Source organism: Achromobacter sp. (assembly GCF_032102605.1).
In the GTDB taxonomy this organism is placed as follows: domain Bacteria; phylum Pseudomonadota; class Gammaproteobacteria; order Burkholderiales; family Burkholderiaceae_B; genus Achromobacter.
This window is the reverse complement of record NZ_DAMDGT010000009.1, coordinates 217,815-234,428: the sequence shown is the minus strand read 5'-3', so window position 1 is coordinate 234,428 and position 16,614 is coordinate 217,815. Positions and strand designations below refer to the sequence as shown.

14 protein-coding genes are annotated in these 16,614 nt (G+C 65.2%); 6 read left to right on the top strand and 8 right to left on the bottom strand.

Going from position 1 to position 16,614, the window contains the following annotated elements:
* Positions 1 to 116 precede the first annotated feature (116 nt).
* Positions 117 to 1,445, top strand: coding sequence for an amidase (locus RT614_RS20710; protein ID WP_313623996.1), 1,329 nt, complete (start codon positions 117 to 119; stop codon positions 1,443 to 1,445).
* 79 nt (positions 1,446 to 1,524) lie between these two features.
* Here RT614_RS20710 and leuA read toward each other — a convergent pair whose 3' ends face one another.
* From leuA to RT614_RS20695, 3 genes are all read right to left on the bottom strand, one after another.
* On the bottom strand, positions 1,525 to 3,237 hold the full coding sequence (gene leuA, locus RT614_RS20705) for a 2-isopropylmalate synthase (RefSeq protein WP_313623995.1): 1,713 nt from the start codon (positions 3,235 to 3,237) through the stop codon (positions 1,525 to 1,527).
* A 397-nt stretch (positions 3,238 to 3,634) separates the two neighbouring features.
* Positions 3,635 to 4,615, bottom strand: coding sequence for a tripartite tricarboxylate transporter substrate binding protein (locus RT614_RS20700; protein WP_313623994.1), 981 nt, complete (start codon positions 4,613 to 4,615; stop codon positions 3,635 to 3,637).
* 185 nt (positions 4,616 to 4,800) lie between these two features.
* A complete protein-coding gene (locus tag RT614_RS20695; protein ID WP_313623993.1) occupies positions 4,801 to 5,436 on the bottom strand; it encodes a hypothetical protein in 636 nt (211 codons plus the stop codon).
* Here RT614_RS20695 and rpoN point away from each other — a divergent pair.
* Together rpoN and RT614_RS20685 are read left to right on the top strand one after the other, a co-directional pair.
* Positions 5,435 to 6,880, top strand: coding sequence for an RNA polymerase factor sigma-54 (gene rpoN, locus RT614_RS20690; protein ID WP_313623992.1), 1,446 nt, complete (start codon positions 5,435 to 5,437; stop codon positions 6,878 to 6,880). The two genes, RT614_RS20695 and rpoN, sit on opposite strands and share 2 nt — an antisense overlap.
* Positions 6,881 to 7,001: 121 nt before the next feature.
* Entirely contained in the window at positions 7,002 to 7,283 is a 282-nt protein-coding gene (locus RT614_RS20685; RefSeq protein WP_313623991.1) for a (2Fe-2S)-binding protein, read from the top strand.
* Positions 7,284 to 7,313: 30 nt separating this feature from the next.
* Here the strand turns inward: RT614_RS20685 and RT614_RS20680 are convergent, their stop codons facing one another.
* Positions 7,314 to 8,177: a LysR substrate-binding domain-containing protein gene (locus tag RT614_RS20680; protein ID WP_313623990.1), complete on the bottom strand. Its 864-nt coding sequence runs from the start codon at positions 8,175 to 8,177 to the stop codon at positions 7,314 to 7,316.
* A gap of 131 nt (positions 8,178 to 8,308) precedes the next feature.
* On the opposite strand from RT614_RS20680, the gene RT614_RS20675 reads away from it, so the two are divergent.
* Both RT614_RS20675 and bfr read left to right on the top strand, forming a co-directional pair.
* Positions 8,309 to 9,220, top strand: a complete 912-nt coding sequence (locus RT614_RS20675) for a DMT family transporter (RefSeq protein ID WP_409558499.1) — start codon at positions 8,309 to 8,311, stop codon at positions 9,218 to 9,220.
* A gap of 365 nt (positions 9,221 to 9,585) precedes the next feature.
* Complete coding sequence (gene bfr, locus RT614_RS20670; protein WP_313623989.1) at positions 9,586 to 10,062, top strand: bacterioferritin; 477 nt, start codon at positions 9,586 to 9,588, stop codon at positions 10,060 to 10,062.
* Between the two features lie 100 nt (positions 10,063 to 10,162).
* Here bfr and RT614_RS20665 read toward each other — a convergent pair whose 3' ends face one another.
* The 4 genes from RT614_RS20665 to RT614_RS20650 form a co-directional block, all read right to left on the bottom strand.
* Positions 10,163 to 10,837 carry a hypothetical protein gene (locus RT614_RS20665; protein WP_313623988.1) on the bottom strand — a complete coding sequence of 225 codons (675 nt, stop codon included), beginning with the start codon at positions 10,835 to 10,837 and terminating at the stop codon, positions 10,163 to 10,165.
* A 37-nt stretch (positions 10,838 to 10,874) separates the two neighbouring features.
* A complete protein-coding gene (locus tag RT614_RS20660) occupies positions 10,875 to 12,482 on the bottom strand; it encodes a peptide chain release factor 3 (RefSeq protein ID WP_313623987.1) in 1,608 nt (535 codons plus the stop codon).
* 108 nt (positions 12,483 to 12,590) lie between these two features.
* Positions 12,591 to 13,220, bottom strand: coding sequence for a LysE family translocator (locus RT614_RS20655; RefSeq protein ID WP_313623986.1), 630 nt, complete (start codon positions 13,218 to 13,220; stop codon positions 12,591 to 12,593).
* A 59-nt stretch (positions 13,221 to 13,279) separates the two neighbouring features.
* Positions 13,280 to 14,800 (bottom strand): DEAD/DEAH box helicase, encoded by a 1,521-nt coding sequence (locus RT614_RS20650; RefSeq protein ID WP_313623985.1) that lies wholly within the window; start codon positions 14,798 to 14,800, stop codon positions 13,280 to 13,282.
* 301 nt (positions 14,801 to 15,101) lie between these two features.
* Between RT614_RS20650 and RT614_RS20645 the strand changes: the two genes are divergently transcribed.
* Positions 15,102 to 16,574, top strand: a complete 1,473-nt coding sequence (locus RT614_RS20645) for a YdgA family protein (RefSeq protein ID WP_313623984.1) — start codon at positions 15,102 to 15,104, stop codon at positions 16,572 to 16,574.
* Positions 16,575 to 16,614: the final 40 nt, after the last annotated feature.

Below are 16,614 nucleotides of genomic sequence, written 5' to 3'. Positions count from 1 at the left end.
TTGCTCGGGCACGGCGCTTGCCGCCACGCGCCCGTCAGCAAACCCTCGGTCAAGGGGACCGGGTGCGCATTAGTTACCGCGCTTGGCGCGCGGCACCGGCAAAGAGGAAAGTGAACATGTCTACTGCCTTGAACAGACTTGGCGCGCTTGAAGCCGCGCACAAGCTGCAGCGGCGCGAATTGACCGCAGTGCAGTTGGTGCGCGCCTCGTTCGCGCGCATCGAGCAACGCGAAAACACCGTTCATGCCTGGACCGCCCTGCAAAAGCAGGCCGCGCTTGATCGCGCGGAAGAACTCGATCGCGGCCCCATGCGCGGCCCCCTGCACGGCCTGCCCATCGGGGTCAAGGACCTGTTCGACACCTCTGACCTCCCCACCCGTTACGGCTCGCCCATCTACGACCGCCATCGTCCCGGCCTGGACGCCGCGTCGGTGGCGCTGTGCCGCGGCGCGGGCGCCATCGTCATCGGCAAGACCGTCACCACCGAATTCGCAACCTACCAGGCGGGCCCCACCCGCAATCCGCGCAACGAGGCCTATACGCCAGGCGGCTCCTCCAGCGGTTCGGCAGCCGCCGTCGCCGACGACATGGTGCCGTTCGCACTGGGGTCGCAGACGGCGGGCTCCATCATCCGGCCCGCCTCTTATTGCGGCGTGGTTGGCTACAAGCCCACTTTCGGCGGTATCTCTCGCGCGGGGGTGAAAAGCCTGGCGGAGTCTCTGGACACCGTGGGCGGCTTTGCCCGTTCGGTCCCCGACGTGGCGCTGTTTGCATCGGTCCTGATGCGCGACCCGCGCATGCTGGATCTTTCCTACGAAGACAAGCCGCGCGTCGGCATGTATCGCAGCCTGCAATGGCGCCATGCCCAGACCGAGACCAAAGAAGCCTTCGCCCAGGCCGCCGCGATACTGTCCCGCGCGGGGGCCAAGGTTGAAGAGGTGCCGTTGCCGCCCGAGCATTGCGTGCTGGTGCAGCTGCATTCGGACATCATGGCGTTCGAGGCCTCGCAGGCGCTTGCCTACGAAAGGCTGGAGCACGCGCAGCAGCTCAGTCCCAAGCTCCAGGCCATTCTCGAAGCCGGGGCGCAGATCAGCGCCGAACAGCACATCACGAATCTTGCGCGCGCCGCCGAGTCGCGTGCGCGCGTGGACACCTGGTTCGAGCAATACGACGTGCTGCTTGCGCCCAGCGCCAGCGGCGAGGCGCCCTTTGCCGATCTGGGCACGGGCGATCCCCAGTTCTCGCGCGCCTGGACGCTGTTCGGCCTGCCTTGCCTGAACCTGCCTTTCGCGACCGGTCCGCAAGGCCTGCCCGTCGGACTGCAACTGGTTGGTCCGCGCCATGAAGACCACCGCATGCTGGCCATTGGCGCGTGGGTCCATGCGCGTCTGCTGGCCGCCCACGCGCCGGATATCGGCGCCTCGGACATGTGGCCGCGCGGCTGACGGCGCAATGCACAATGAGAAAGCCCGCCGGTAGGCGGGCTTCTTTTTGCCCCTAGGGGCATTCAGGCCGGAACGTGGATCACACGGCTTCGGCGGCTTCCTGTTCGGCGGCCGTGACGGCGCCCGAATTGATGTGGCGGTTCACCGCGCTGAGCACGGCCTGGAACGAGGCGGTCACGATGTCGCGGTCGATGCCCACGCCAAAGCCCGTGGCGGACTCGCCGACGCGCAGTTCAACGTAGGACGCCGCGCGCGTGCCGGTGCCGGTGCCGATGGCGTGCTCGTGGTAATCCATGATGCGCACGGGCACGTCCAGCGCAGCCACGAAGGCCGAGATCGCGCCGTCGCCCTTGCCGCTGACGATGCGGCGTTCGCCGTTGAATTCCAGTTCGGCTTCGATGCTGAAGTGCTGGCCTTCGCCGGCGGACGGATCGCCGTCGATGCGGTGACGGATCAGCTTCCAGGGCGCCTTTTGTTCCAGGTATTCGCTGTTGAAGATCGAATGCACGTCGTCGGCGGTGACTTCGCGGCCGGTTTCGTCGGTGACGCGCTGGATGGCGCGGCTGAATTCGATCTGCAGACGGCGCGGCAAGACCAGGCCGTGTTCCTGTTCAAGCAGGTACGACACGCCGCCCTTGCCCGATTGGCTGTTCACGCGAATCACGGCGTCATAGCTGCGGCCGAGATCGGCGGGGTCGATCGGCAGGTACGGCACTTCCCAGATGGCGTCGGACTTCTGCAAGGCAAAGCCCTTCTTGATCGCGTCCTGGTGCGAACCCGAGAACGCGGTGAAGACCAGGTCGCCGGCGTACGGGTGGCGCGGGTGGACGGGAAGCTGGTTGCAGTATTCGGCGCAGCGGCGCACTTCGTCGATGTCCGAGAAGTCCAGGCCGGGGTGCACGCCTTGCGTATAGAGGTTCAAGGCCAACGTGACGAGGTCGACGTTGCCGGTGCGCTCGCCGCTGCCGAACAGGCAGCCTTCGATGCGGTCCGCGCCGGCCATCACCGCAAACTCCGCGGCGGCGACAGCGGTGCCGCGGTCGTTGTGCGGGTGGACGCTGAGCACGATGCTGTCGCGGCGCGCCAGGTTCTTGTGCATCCACTCGATCTGGTCGGCGTACAGGTTGGGCGTGGTGGCCTCGATCGTGGCGGGCAGGTTGAGCACCATCTTGGCGTCGGGCGTGGGTTGCCAGACGTCGGCCACGGCGTTGGAGACCTCGAGCGCGAATTCGGGTTCGGTCGTGCTGAAGACTTCGGGCGAGTACTCGTAGCCCCACTTGGTTTCGGGACGCTGCGAGGTGTATTGCTTGATCAGGCGCGTGCCGGTCGTGGCGATGTCCTTGATCTCGTCCTTGGACATGTTGAACACGACCTTGCGGAAGGCCGGCGCGCAGGCGTTGTACATGTGGACGATGGCCTGCTTGGCGCCCGCGGCGGCTTCCACGGTGCGGCTGATCAGGTCTTCACGCGACTGCGTCAGCACGATGATGGTCACGTCGTCGGGAATGCGCTTTTCTTCGATGAGCAGGCGCACGAAATCGAAGTCGGTCTGCGAGGCGGACGGGAAGCCCACTTCGATTTCCTTGAAGCCGATCTTGACGAGCTGTTCGAAGAAGCGGACCTTGCGTTCCACGCTCATCGGCTCGATCAGGGCCTGGTTGCCATCGCGCAGGTCCGTGCTCATCCAGATAGGCGCCTTCGTGATGCGGCGGCTGGGCCAGGTGCGTTCGGAAAAGTCGCGGGCAAAGGGCGCGAAGGGGACGTATTTGGTGGCGGGGTTGGCAAGCATCATTACTACACCTCGATCGGTTTCTTTTGAATCCCGGCGCTGTCTGCGCTCGTCGGCATCGCGACCGGATGACGGTCTTGTGCCAGGGTTTGCCGGGTTGTCCGGCAGGATTCAGGGATAAACGGGGGAAATCGCGTGTGGCAAGCGTGGCTGCCGAGCTACCACGGGGACACTAGGCCCGGCAACCGATCGGTAGGACTAGCGATAGCGATAGCGCGATGGAGGAGGAACGAACGCGCAGGCCGGCGACCGGAGCGGCGGAGCGTCCGGTGGCAATCGCGAGGGGGGTGCGGTAAGCGGCCATAAGTTGCTAGTCAAACATACTTTCGCAGCAAGCGCAAACGAAAAAGGCAGGGACGGATCGGGTTTCCGATCGTCCCGCCCATGCCCATCTCGCGGCTTACTGCGTCTGCATATGGCCGTTCTCGACCACCTTTCCGAGGCGTTCGCGTTCGTTCACGGTGAATTCGACGAAGCTTGCGCGCGAGCCGCCGCCAGGCTCGATGCTGCTCTGGCGCAACGCATCCTGCACTTCACGGGTGTGCAGCGATTCCTCGACGGCTGCGTTCATCTTGTCCAGCACATCGGCGGGCGTGCCGCTGGGTGCGTACAGGCCGGCCCAATGTCCGATCCGGATGGCGGGAAAGCCCAGTTCCGCGGTGGTCGGAATGTCCGGTGCGCTGGCCATGCGCTTGTCCCACGTGGTGGCCAGGGCCTTGAGCTTGCCGCTCTGGATCAGCGGCAGCGTCACGATGCTGGCTTCCGACGTGGCGTCGACCTGGTTGCCGACCACCGCGGTGACGCCTTCGGAGCCGCTTTTGTAGGCGATGGGCTCGATCGGCAGGCCGGTGGCTTCCTTGGCCATTTCGGCCACGAAGTGCGGCGTGCTGCCATTGCCGGCGGTGGAAAAGGTGATGCGGTCGGTCTTGCGCGCCTGGGCGCGCTGCACGAATTCCTTCAGATCCTTCGCCGGGTTGGAGGGGCTGGCCACGATGACCGACGGGGTGATGGTCAACAGCGCAACCGGCGTCAGTTCCTCGTCCTTGTAGGGCTGGTCCGGCCGGATCAGGCTGTTGGTAACGGTGCCGTTGCTGCCCACCAGGTAGGTGTACCCGTCGGCGGCGCTGCGCGCGACATGGGCTGCGCCCACGACGCCGCCTGCGCCCGGGCGGTTTTCCACGATGACGGGCTGGTTGAGCGTCTTGCCCACCGCTTTGGCGATGATGCGCGCAACAAGGTCATTGGCGCCGCCCGCGCTGAACGGGGCGACCAGGGTGATCGGCTTGTCGGGCCAGGCGGCCATGGCGGGCGAGGCGGCAAAGGCAGCGGCCGAACAGGCCACCAGCAGGCCGGCGGCGCGCCGGATGGGGGTGCGGAACATGTGTACAACTCCAGGAACTGGCCGCGCATCCGGCAGGTCTCGGCTGCCGGTAGGTGTTGTTGGCTGTGTGCGCGGCGCGCGGTTTTGCGAGCCTGGAGGGCCAGTATAGGACGGGCCGGCTGGCCGCGGACTGAAACAAAAAGGCCGCCTCGCGGCGGCCTCGTGCGGCAATGCGGCGGGCAGGCCTAGCGGGCCGGGCCGATGCGAGGTTCGACGTAGCGGTCGGCGCGAGGCTCGCGGCGGGCGTCGTCACGACGACCGTCGTCACGGGGATCGCGGGTGGGACGGTTGGCGGAGGCCTCGAGGATCCGGGCTTGCTCGGCCACCATGTCGATCTTGCCGATGCGGTTGTGCCGCAGTTCCGACAGGGAGCGGCGCAGGTCGCCCACCGTAAAGGGTTCCTGGCGGTCGCCCCAGGTCCAGCGCAGCACGCCCAGCGATTCATCGGACAGGTTGGGCGCCAGTTCGGCCAGCGTGTCGGTGCCCACGGGCGTCGCGGCGCCGGCGGCCAGGCTGGCGTAGAACCAGGCGCGCACCACGAAAAAGACGATGAGCGACCAGATGGCGGCGATCACCCACCAGAGGTAGGGATTGATCCGCTGCGCCATGTCCATGGTGGGCTGGCCCAGCGTGTGCAGGAAGTCGTAGTTCATGCGCTTGCCGAAATCAAGCAGCCAGGAGGCAACCAGATACCAGACAACAAGGGCCACGGCGATGACGATCGCGCGCAAAACGAGTCGGGGAAGCGCCAGTTTGAGCAGGGTCTGGCCGATGAGGCGGCAGTCCTGGCGGACGCTTGCGGGCGAAGTCAGATTCATCATGCAAAATATTGTACCTATGACCCGTCCAATTTTAGAACTGCGACCTGGCCAGCACCTGACGCTGACCCCTCAATTGCAGCAATCGATACGATTGTTGCAGTTGTCCACGCTCGACCTCGAAGCCGAGATCTCGCAAGTGCTGGCCGAGAATCCCCTTCTGGATCGCGAGGACGAATCGCCATCCGCCGAAGCGCAGGCCGAGTCCGAGCGTGAATCGTCGGTGCAGGACGACGAGCCCGCGGCCGAGCGCGAAACTCCCGTCGACGAAATGCCGGGTTCGGGCGGGGTGTACCCGGACGACGATTCGGGCGTTCCCGAGGCGGCGCGGCCGGACACGTTGCGCGAGCACCTGCTTGGTCAGCTTGCGCTGACGCGGGCGGCGCCGCGCGACATGGCGCTGGCGTCTCTGCTGATCGACGAATTGGACGAAAACGGCTACCTGGGGTCGCCGCTGGACGAAATCCTGGGTTGGTTGCCGGCCGAGATGGAGCCCGACATCGACGAACTGCGCGCGGCGCTGTCGCTGCTGCAGTCGTTCGACCCCGTGGGCATCGGCGCGCGCGACATGGCCGAATGCCTGCAGCTTCAGCTACGCAATCCCGACATCGCCCGTCTACCGGAAGCAGCGGATGCCGCGGTGCTGGCCTGTGCGCGGCGGATCTGCGCCGAACACCTGCCGCTGCTCGCCACGGGCAATGCCGCCCGCCTGTGCGCGGCGGTGGGCTGCGACGAGCCGACGTTCCGGGCGGCGCACTCGCTGATACTGCGCCTGGAACCCCGCCCTGGGCGCGCCTGGACCGTGCCGGCCGCCGAATACGCCGTGCCGGACGTCATCGTGCGCAAGACCCGGCGCGGCTGGCAGGCCATGCTCAACAGCGCGGCGGTGCCGCGATTGCAGATCAACGGGCTGTACGCGCAGATGCTGGGCAACCAGAAGGAGTCCGCCCACGCCGGCCTGCAGGCCCAGCTGCAGCAGGCCAAATGGATGATCCGGAACGTCGAGCAGCGCTTCGACACCATCCTGCGGGTGTCGCAGGCCATCGTGGAACGTCAGACCGCCTTCTTCAGCCAAGGCCCGGCCGCCATGCGTCCCTTGATCCTAAAGGACATCGCCGGCGAGCTCGGTTTGCACGAATCCACGATTTCACGCGCCACAACGCAGAAGTACATGCTCACTCCGTTTGGCACGCTCGAGCTCAAACGCTTCTTCGGCACGGGGGTATCTACGGAAGGTGGCGATGCCACGTCCGCGACCGCCGTGCAGACCTACATCCGCCAAATGGTGGCCGACGAAAACCGGGCCAAGCCCTTGTCGGACAGCCAGATCATGCAAAAACTGGCCGACCAGGGGATAGTGATCGCCCGCCGGACGGTGGCAAAGTACCGCGAAGCGCTGCGGATTGCCCCTGCGGCGCTGCGCAAGGCGCAAGCGTCGGCCCGGTGAAATAAGGGACGCGCTCGGCGAAATTCGTCCCTGTTTTCAAGGGCTTGCGTGACATTTCCGTTGCAAATTTATTTATGCAAAGGGCTTGTCATCGCGGGAATATTTTTCGATAATCATTCGCATGTACATTTGCGTATGTAATGCCATCACCGAACGCCAAGTCCGCGCCAGCGTGGACGGAGGCGCGACGACGCTGTCCGACCTGCAATTCGAGCTGGGCGTAGCCACGTGCTGCGGCTGCTGCGCGGCAACCGCCGCCGAATACCTGCCAGGCGGCCGCTGCTCCAGCGTTTGCGACGTCCGCTCCATCGCGGTTCCGGTCAATGCTCCCGCCGCCATGGTGGAATCGGACACGCCCGCTGCCAACAGCAGCTTCCCGATTCCGCTGGTCGCCATCGCCTGAGCATTGGTGTCTCTTTCCGGCTCGCTGCCTTCATGCGGCGAGCCGCGTCATTTCCTTCTCGCAAAAATCCCTGATATCCAGCGCAAGCTGACGCGCCGCATCGCGCGCCGATCCGGCTACGCATAGCGCCAGTTCCGACGGCGGCACGGCCGGCAAGCCCACGTCCAGGATCCGGTGGCCGGCCTCGAGGCAGCGCCGTTCCAGCAGGGCGATTCCCAGTCCGCCAGCCAGCGCCGCCTGCACCCCCGCCAGATTCGGGCTTTCATAGGCAATGCGCCATCGCCGCCCGGCGGATTCAAGGGCGTGGATGGCGCGATTGCGATAAATGCATCCCTGCGGGAACGCCACCAACGGCACCGGCGCGTCCGGCGGCAACCGCACCGGGACGCTGGCGCTTCCGATCCAGTGCAGCCGTTCAGGCCAGACCGCCAGCGCGGCGCCCGCGCCGGGTTCCCGTTTGAGCAGCGCCACGTCCAGATCGCCGCGCTCCAGGCTGCGGGTCAGGACAGCGGTGAGATCGCAACGCACGGAAAGCTGCACCGCCGGGCGGGCCTGGGCGAACGCGGCCACGACGCCGGTCAGGGCGTCCACGGCAAAATCGTCGGGGATACCCAGCCGGATCACATCCACGCGCTTGCGTCCGCTGACCGCTTCCCGGACTTCCGTGGACAGCGCCAGCATTCGGCGCGCATACCCCAGCAGCCGCTCGCCTTCCTCGGTCAAAAGAACCTGGCGACCTTCGCGCAGGAACAGCGGACATTCCAGGGTTTCTTCAAGCTTGCGGATCTGCTGGCTGACGGTGGACTGACTGCGGTGCACGCGTTCGCCGGCCGCCGTGAATCCCCCCGCGTCGACCACCGATACAAAGCTGTGCAATAAGTCGAGATCAAGCATGAGGGTCGCCAATCCATTCGGTTTTCAAATACTTTCGATCCGAATAAAGAGTTTGTCAATGGATGAGGCGCCAAGGAGAATCACCACATCCCGCCGCAATCGCGGCTGCAGGCTTCCTCTCCGGACTGCTCATGAAGGCCCTCTCGACCCCTGCTTCCGCTTTGCCCGCGATGGACTCCCCGGGGATCAGCCTCGTGCCCATCGCCGCATTCTGCTTCTTGTGGAGTTCGGCGTTCGCCGCCGCGAAGATCGCCGTCCGCGATTGCCCGCCGCTGACGCTGCTGACCATACGCTTCCTGATCGCGGGGGTGCTGATGCTGGGCGTGGCGGCGGCCAGCGGGCGGGGAAAAATGCCATCCGGCAGGGCTCTCGCTTCCTTGATCCTTTTGGGTGTGCTCAACAATGCGCTGTACCTGGGCCTGAGCTGGTCCGGCATGACCACCGTGTCATCCGCGTTCACCGCCGTGCTCATCAGCACCAACCCGCTTCTCATCGGCGTCCTGGCCGGCCCGGTGCTGGGCGAACACCTGACCTGGCGCAAGCTGCTTGGGCTGTGCCTGGGACTGGCTGGCGTGGCGCTGGTGCTGCGCTCGCGGCTGACGGGCATGCAGGAGGATCCGCATGGCACGCTGCTGGTGACGGGCGGGCTGTTGGCGCTGGTGCTGGGCACCTTGCTCTACAAGCGCCTGAAGCCGGCGTCCGGGTTATGGACCTCCACGGGCATTCAGTCGCTGGCAGGCGCCGCGGCGCTGCTGCCCTTCGCGCTGATGAGCGAAGACATCGGCGACGCGCAGCTCACGGCCAGCCTGGTCTGGAGCATGGCCTACATGATTGTCGCGGTGTCGATGGGCGGCTACTACCTGTGGTTCATGATTCTTGGCCGGGCCAGCGCCACCTCGGCCAGCGCGCTGCATTTTCTGATGCCGCCGTTGGGCCTGCTGTTTGGATGGTTGATCCTGCGCGAACCCGTGTCGTGGCTGGATCTGCTGGGCATCGTTCCAATTGCGTTCGGGATATGGCTTGCGACGCGGCGAACGGCGTGACCGGGAATGCCGCGATCGGTTGTTGATATGCAACGAGCCGGGTTCGCGCGTTCCACGCGCGAACTGGCGGTGTATCCGGTGGCTTTGACGCACAAAAATCGTGAAGCGCTCGGCCGTTTCAACGCAGCACCGGCTTCAGAGCCCGCGCGAATGTTGCGGCGAGCATGCAAGGCATCAAGCATGCATACTCATTCTCATTAGCTTGTCGCTTTCTTGTTGCGCTCCTAAAGCCGTTTACCAAATGGAGCGCAAGGCTAGGCGCGGCCCCGCGCCAGATGGTAGTCTGCTTGAGTTGCGTACGCGCGGCATCGTGCGCTCCTTTGTCGCGATGCGTTCGCGTCGCGCCTGACTGCAAGGAGTCCATCATGAAAGGCGACAAAACCGTCATCCAGTTTCTGAACAAGCAACTGACCAACGAACTGACGGCCATCAACCAGTATTTCCTGCATGCCCGCATGCTGAACCATTGGGGTTTCGACAAGCTGGGCAAGCACGAGTACGAAGAATCCATCGGCGAAATGAAGCATGCCGATCGTCTGATCGCTCGCATCTTCATGCTGGACGGCCTGCCCAACCTGCAAGACCTGCACAAGCTGCTGATCGGCGAAGACGTGCCCGAACTGCTGGCCTGTGACCTGACGCTCGAGCAAGGCGCCCAGGCCACCGTCAAAGAGGCCATTGCCTACTGCGAATCGGTGCGTGACTACGTCTCGCGCGATCTGTTCCAGGACATCCTGGACGATACCGAAGAGCACATCGATTACCTGGAAACCCAGATCGACCTGATCGACAAGGTCGGCATCCAGAACTACCTGCAAAGCCAGATGTCCGTGCCCGAATAAGGCGCGCTGGCTGCATGAAAAATGGCGCCCCGAGGGGCGCCATTTTTTATGTGCAATGAATCTGCAACCTGCGCTGCAATGCTGCGTGGATGCAGATTGATTACTGCGGACGAGACGGGCATTCAGCCATGGTGCCCCACGCGCGATTCGGCGCGCAGTACTTGTTGCGAGCGTTCCAGGAACACGACGGGCGTTCGAAGAAACCTTGCGTGGCGCATTGGGCCAGTTCGCGCTTGAGCGCATCTTGCCATCCGGGAGCGCCGGCCGCCGGAGCGGTGTTGGGCGGCGGCGGGGGCGCCTGCACCATTTGCGGCGTGCCGTAGCTGCCGCCGGCTGCCACGCCGCCGTTGATTGCCGTGGACGTGCCGGGCACCACCAGATCCAGCGTGCTGACATCCGACGTGCCCGAGGGCAGCGGCACCTGCGACGACGCGGCGATTTCCCGCGCCTGTTCAGGGCTGATGCGTTCGCGGGAAATCTGCACGGCGGGATCGCTGACGGAGTCGAACAGCGACACGGTGCTGACCTGCCATTCGCGGTCTGAAGGCTTGTCCGGCACGCCCAGCGTACCGTCGATGCGCGGCTGCGGCGGCTGCGCGACGTACGGACGCCCGTTGGCGTCCAGCACCGGTTGTTGCGAGGCCGACGCGTCCTGCCCGGGGGCAGGCGCTGCGGCCGGGGCATGCGCCACCAGCCAGTCACCCAGTTGAATACCGCCCCAAGCCGACGCGCCAAGCGCGATCAGGAGCGTTGCGAATAAAAAACGCCAAGACATTGCTACCCTCAATCTGCCGTGCGGAACCCGAACGGGTCTACGCTTTGTCTCCGAAAACCTTGCCGCCGTGCTCGCGCATGGCGTGGAACTGGACCTCGGGATACAGTTCCTGGGCGACGCGCAATTGCGCTGGAGAACCGATCAAAAACGCCGCAGCATCCACAACATCATAGGCGATATGGGCGGCATTGGCATCCATGAACTTGCGCAGCGCCTTCGGGTTTTCAGACGTAATCCAACGTGCCATTGTGTAGCGCGAAGGCAGCATCCGGGCGTCCACGCCATACTCGGTCTTGAGGCGGTGAGCCACCACTTCGAACTGCAGTTGGCCCACGGCGCCCAGCAACAGCGAGCCGCCGGCCACTTCGGGGCGGAACACCTGAATGGCCCCTTCCTCGCCCAATTGGGTGAGGCCCGTGCGCAGCTGCTTGGTGCGCAGCGGATCCTTCACTTCAACCGCCTGGAACAGCTCGGGCGCGAAGAACGGCAAGCCGGTGAACTGCAGCGTTTCGCCTTCGGTCAGCACGTCGCCCAGTTGCAGGACGCCGTGGTTGGGGATGCCGATGACGTCGCCCGCATAGGCCTCGTCGAGCAGTTCGCGTCGCTGTGACAGGAAGGACACCACGTTGTTCGGGCGCATTTCCTTGTTGGTGCGCGCAACCTTCAGGCGCATGCCCCGCTCGAAGCGGCCGGAGCTCACGCGCACGAATGCGACGCGGTCGCGGTGCGCGGGGTCCATGTTGGCCTGCACCTTGAACACCACGCCGGTGAACTTGGGCTCTTCGGGCTGCACTTCGCGCTGCAGGGCAACGCGCGAACCCGGAGGCGGCGCCTGTTCAACCAAGGCGTCCAGCACTTCCTGCACGCCGAAGTTGTTGATGGCGGACCCGAAGAAAACCGGAGTCTGCTTGCCCGCCAGGAACTGCTCGCGGTCGAAGGCCGGAGCGGCTTCGTTGATGAGCTCGATTTCACCGCTGGCCTGGTCGAACGCGCCGCCGAAGCGCTTGGCGATTTCAGGGTTGGTCAGGCCTTCGATGAAGTCGTCGTTGTCCGACCGGCGTTCCTGGCCGGGCCGGAAGACGCGCATGCGGTCGCGGCGGATGTCGAACACGCCGCCAAACGACTTGCCCATGCCAACCGGCCACGAGAACGGCACGGCGTCCATGCCCAGGTGGCCTTCGATTTCGGACAGCAGCTCCAGGGGCTCGCGCACTTCGCGGTCCATCTTGTTGATGAACGTGATGATGGGCGTGTTGCGCGCGCGGCAGACCTGCAGCAGGCGGATGGTCTGCGGCTCGACGCCGTTGGCGGCGTCGATCACCATCAGCGCGGCGTCGACCGCCGTCAGCACCCGGTAGGTGTCTTCGGAGAAGTCCTGGTGGCCCGGGGTGTCGAGCAGGTTGATGACGCAGTCGCGGTATTCCATCTGCATCACGGAGGACGCCACGGAAATGCCGCGCTGCTTTTCGATTTCCATCCAGTCGGACGACGCGTGGCGCGACGCCTTGCGCGCCTTGACGCTGCCGGCGATCTGGATCGCGCCTGCGAACAGCAGCAGCTTTTCCGTCAGCGTGGTCTTGCCCGCGTCAGGGTGGGAAATGATGGCGAACGTACGGCGCCGTGCGACTTCGTTGGAGATGCTCATGGTCGGAGGATTCTACTTAACGCCGTCATTCAGGCCGGCGCGGTCCGGTTCGTGCATGAAAACATGTGGGGCACGCGCCGCTGACGGCGCGTGCCCCACGCTTCGTATTCAGGAATGGCGGCGGAACGAGGCCAGGAACACGCCGGCCAGGATGAACAGCGAGCCAAAGGTCCGGTTCATCCAGCGGATGTGCTTGGCGTCGCGCAAGAGGCGCAGCACGCGCGCCGCCAGCAGCGTGTACACGCCCATCGCCACCAGGTCGGTGAACGCCAGCGTGGCCGCCAGCGCCGCGTACTGCGGCGTCAGCGCAAGCGCGGGATCCACGAACTGCGGCACCACCGCCAGCAGGAACACCGTGCCCTTGGGGTTCATGGTGTTGATCAGGAACCCGCGCATGACGAGTTCGCGGATGGATGCCTGCTTGGGATCGCCCGCGTCCACCGCAACCGGCGCGGCGTCCGTGCGGATCTGGCGCACGCCCAGATAGATCAGGTAGGCAACGCCCAGATACTTGACCACGTTGAAGGCCATTTCGGACGTCGCCAGCACCGCGCCCAATCCCACGGCCACCACGACGAACTGGAACAGGATGCCCAGGATCAGGCCCGCCGTGTTCCAGTAGCCGCGCGCAAACCCATACTTCAGGCCGGACGACATGGCCGAGATCGCGCCCGCGCCCGGTGAGAACGAAATGGCCCAGGAGGCCAGGAAGAACGTCAACCAGGTGGATAAGGGCATGATGGCGCGGGTTCGTGGATCGCAGGGTTGGGGTGTGCTGGGGATATTACTGCCTGGGGTTACTTGCCGAGCAGCGCCGCGCGGGGGCGACCTGCGCCGCCATTGCCGTTGCCGGCAGGACGGGCGGACCCTTCGGGACGGCGGTGGCTCTGTTGCGGGCGGCCCTCGTTGCGACCGGCATGCGCCGGACGCTCGGCGGGCTTGCCGTCGCGCGAACCGCCGTTGCCGCGGCCTTCGCCGCCGGCACGGGCCGGCGCCGGCGCGCGGCCGCCAGCGGCTGCGCGGGGCTGGCCCTGGGCGGGACGCGAACGGCCGGAGCCGCCATTGCCGCCGCGGCCATCACCACGGTGGCCGCCGCCACGGTTGCCGCCGCGCGGGCTGCGGTTGTCTTCGTCGCGCTCCTGGCGCTCGAAAGCGGCTGCGCTCGTGGTCGGGGGCGTCCAGCCGTCCACCGGCTTGCGCTCGATCGTCTTCTTGATCAGGCGCTCGATGTCCTTGAGCAGCTTGATTTCGCTGTTGTCGACCAGCGAAACGGCGGCGCCCGTGGCGCCCGCGCGGCCCGTGCGGCCGATGCGGTGCACGTAGTCTTCGGGCACGTTCGGCAGCTCGAAGTTCACCACCTGCGGAAGCTGGTCGATGTCCAGGCCACGGGCCGCGATGTCGGTCGCAACCAGCACGGTGACGGTGCTGTCCTTGAAGCCGGCCAGCGCGCGGGTGCGGGCCGATTGGCTCTTGTTGCCGTGGATGGCGGCGGCGGTCAGGCCGTCCTTGACCAGCTTTTCAGCCAGGCGGTTGGCGCCGTGCTTGGTGCGCGTGAACACCAGCACCTGATGCCAGCCGCTTTCGCGGATGATGTGGCTGATGAGGTCGCGCTTGTGGTGCTGTTCGACCATGTGCACCGTCTGGGTGACCAGCTCGGTGGCGGTGTTGCGCGGGGTGACCGAGACTTCGCCCGGATTGTTCAGCACGCCGCGCGCCAGGGTGCGGATCTCGTCGGAGAACGTGGCCGAGAACAGCAGGTTCTGGCGCTGCTTGGGCAGCAGCGCGAGGATCTTGCGGATGTCGCGGATGAAGCCCATGTCCAGCATGCGGTCGGCTTCGTCCAGCACCAGGATTTCCACGCCCGACAGGTCGACCGTCTTCTGGCCGCAGTGGTCCAGGAGGCGCCCCGGGGTGGCCACCAGGATGTCCAGCGGCTTGCGCAGCGCGGAAATCTGGGGGTTGATGTTGACGCCGCCGAACATCACCATGGAGCTCAGCGAGGTGTACTTGCCATAGGTCTGCACCGATTCGGCGACCTGCGCGGTGAGCTCACGCGTCGGGGTCAGAATCAGGCAACGGGGGCGGCCCGGCTTGCGAGCTTCGGGCTTTTTCTGCGACAGCAGATGCAGGATGGGCAGCGTGAATCCGGCGGTCTTGCCGGTGCCAGTCTGAGCGGCTGCGAGCAGATCGCCGCCTTTCAGCACTTGCGGAATGGCCTGGGACTGGATGGGCGTGGGCGCGGTGTAGCCGGTTTCGGCAATGGCGCGCAACAGGGAGTCAGCCAGCCCAAGGTCGGCGAAGGGGGAAGAGGTAGTCAAAACAACTCCAGCGGCAGCCTGTCGCTCTAGTCGAGAGACTCCAATCCAGGCGGTCGAATAAGGAGAAAAGGGAAGCGCCCAGTTGGGCGAAGCTTGGCAGCGGAGGGCCTAGCGGACGTGCGCAGATTGGCTTGGCGCACGAAAAGATTGTAGCTTATGTGGCGGCGCAGCACCGGTTGAACTGGCGGGCCCGTATCATTAAGCAACATTTCGCATCAAAACTGCACAAAATAAGTGTTTTCCCTAGTCCGGCCTACCTATAATCCGTGCGCTTTCACCGAATCGAAATAAAAGGGATGCAATGAAGAAATCGGCATTGGTTGGCATCGTAGTCGCGCTGGGCGCGATCTGGACCGGCACGGCATGGTACACGGGCCAAAAGGCCGAGGCCTTCGTCAAGCAGGCCATCGAGGATTCGAACGTCGAACTCAAGAAGGTCGCGGACAAGTGGGGCATCAACGCGGTCGCCGAACTGGTGTCGTTCGAGCGCGGCGTGTTCTCGTCCGTTTCGCGTTATCGCATCAAGTTCACCACGCCCGCCGCTGATGGCAAGCCGGCGCAGGAACGCGATGTGGTGTTCGTCGAGCATCTCAGCCACGGCCCGCTGCCGCTATCCAACCTGAAGTCGGGCAAGTTCGTGCCCGCCATGGTCGCCAGCGACTTCGCGCTGGAAGAGACCGAAGCGGTCAAGGAATGGTTCACGGCTGCCAAGGGCGCGGTCCCCCTGTCGGGCCACTACAGCGTCAGCTATGGCAAGGACATCACGGGCAAGTTCGACATGGCGCCCGTGGATGTGGCCAAGGACACCACGAAGCTCGCCTTCGCCGGCATGAAGGGCGATTTCGAGTTCGAGACGTCCACCAAGCGCGGCGTGTTCGCCGTGGCCTCCGACGGCCTGGAGCTGTCCGGTCCGTCCGACCACAGCGACATCACCGCCATGGCGCTCAAGGGCATCACCCTGACCAGCGACATGAAGCCGGCGTCCAACGACATGTACGTGGGCAGCCAGAAGCTGACGTTCAAGGACTGGACGATCACGTCCAAGGAAAAGCCGCCTGTCCAGTTCAAGGACACGACGATCGCCGCGGACCTGACCGAGACCGGCTCGGCCATGGGCGCCAAGCTGGCCCTGGACTTCGGCATGATCAACGTGCAGGCCAAGGACATGGCCGGCCTGAAGCTGGTCATCGACGCGCAGAACCTGGACTCCAAGTCGCTCAAGGTGCTGAACGACGTCTATGAAGCCTCGTCGCGCCGCATGCTGCAAAGCCAGGGCGAAGAGCAGACGCCCGAGTTCACGGACGAAGAAAAGGCCCTGCTCAAGACCAACCTCGAGCAACTGCTGGCCGGCAACCCCACGCTGGCCGTGGCGCCGCTGGAAGTGCGCACCGCCAACGGCACGTCCACGTTCAACCTGAACCTGGCGCTGGCCAAGCCGGCCCAACTGGACGGCGAGTTCTCCGACATGCTGGTGGAAGCCCTGCGCAAGCTGGACGCCAAGCTGGTGCTGTCCAAGGGCAACCTGACTGACCTGATGGCCATCGAACCGCTGACCCGCGGCGTGCCGGCCGAGCAGGCCACGCAGACCGCCAAGGGCCAGGCCGAAATGGTGGGCACCATGGCCACCGCGATGGGGCTGGGCAAGGTTGAAAACAACAACATCGTGACCTACCTGAACTACGCCGATGGTCAGGTGGACTTCAACGGCAAGAAGATGCCGCTGCAGCAGTTCATGATGATGGTGATGGGCGGCGTCATGGGCGGCATGCGCTAAGCTGCCGCAACAAGATTGGCGCGCCGGAATCGATTCGGGG

Excerpts from the sequence above, each read along its gene's own strand:
- RT614_RS20685 (WP_313623991.1), top strand. The coding sequence starts at position 7,002 with ATGTACATTTGCGTATGTAATGCCATCACCGAACGCCAAGTCCGCGCC.
- RT614_RS20680 (WP_313623990.1), bottom strand. The coding sequence starts at position 8,177 with ATGCTTGATCTCGACTTATTGCACAGCTTTGTATCGGTGGTCGACGCG.
- RT614_RS20700 (WP_313623994.1), bottom strand. The coding sequence starts at position 4,615 with ATGTTCCGCACCCCCATCCGGCGCGCCGCCGGCCTGCTGGTGGCCTGT.
- RT614_RS20675 (WP_409558499.1), top strand. The coding sequence starts at position 8,309 with ATGAAGGCCCTCTCGACCCCTGCTTCCGCTTTGCCCGCGATGGACTCC.
- leuA (WP_313623995.1), bottom strand. The coding sequence starts at position 3,237 with ATGATGCTTGCCAACCCCGCCACCAAATACGTCCCCTTCGCGCCCTTT.
- RT614_RS20660 (WP_313623987.1), bottom strand. The coding sequence starts at position 12,482 with ATGAGCATCTCCAACGAAGTCGCACGGCGCCGTACGTTCGCCATCATT.
- RT614_RS20710 (WP_313623996.1), top strand. The coding sequence starts at position 117 with ATGTCTACTGCCTTGAACAGACTTGGCGCGCTTGAAGCCGCGCACAAG.
- RT614_RS20645 (WP_313623984.1), top strand. The coding sequence starts at position 15,102 with ATGAAGAAATCGGCATTGGTTGGCATCGTAGTCGCGCTGGGCGCGATC.
- RT614_RS20695 (WP_313623993.1), bottom strand. The coding sequence starts at position 5,436 with ATGATGAATCTGACTTCGCCCGCAAGCGTCCGCCAGGACTGCCGCCTC.
- RT614_RS20665 (WP_313623988.1), bottom strand. The coding sequence starts at position 10,837 with ATGTCTTGGCGTTTTTTATTCGCAACGCTCCTGATCGCGCTTGGCGCG.
- RT614_RS20655 (WP_313623986.1), bottom strand. The coding sequence starts at position 13,220 with ATGCCCTTATCCACCTGGTTGACGTTCTTCCTGGCCTCCTGGGCCATT.
- rpoN (WP_313623992.1), top strand. The coding sequence starts at position 5,435 with ATGCAAAATATTGTACCTATGACCCGTCCAATTTTAGAACTGCGACCT.
- bfr (WP_313623989.1), top strand. The coding sequence starts at position 9,586 with ATGAAAGGCGACAAAACCGTCATCCAGTTTCTGAACAAGCAACTGACC.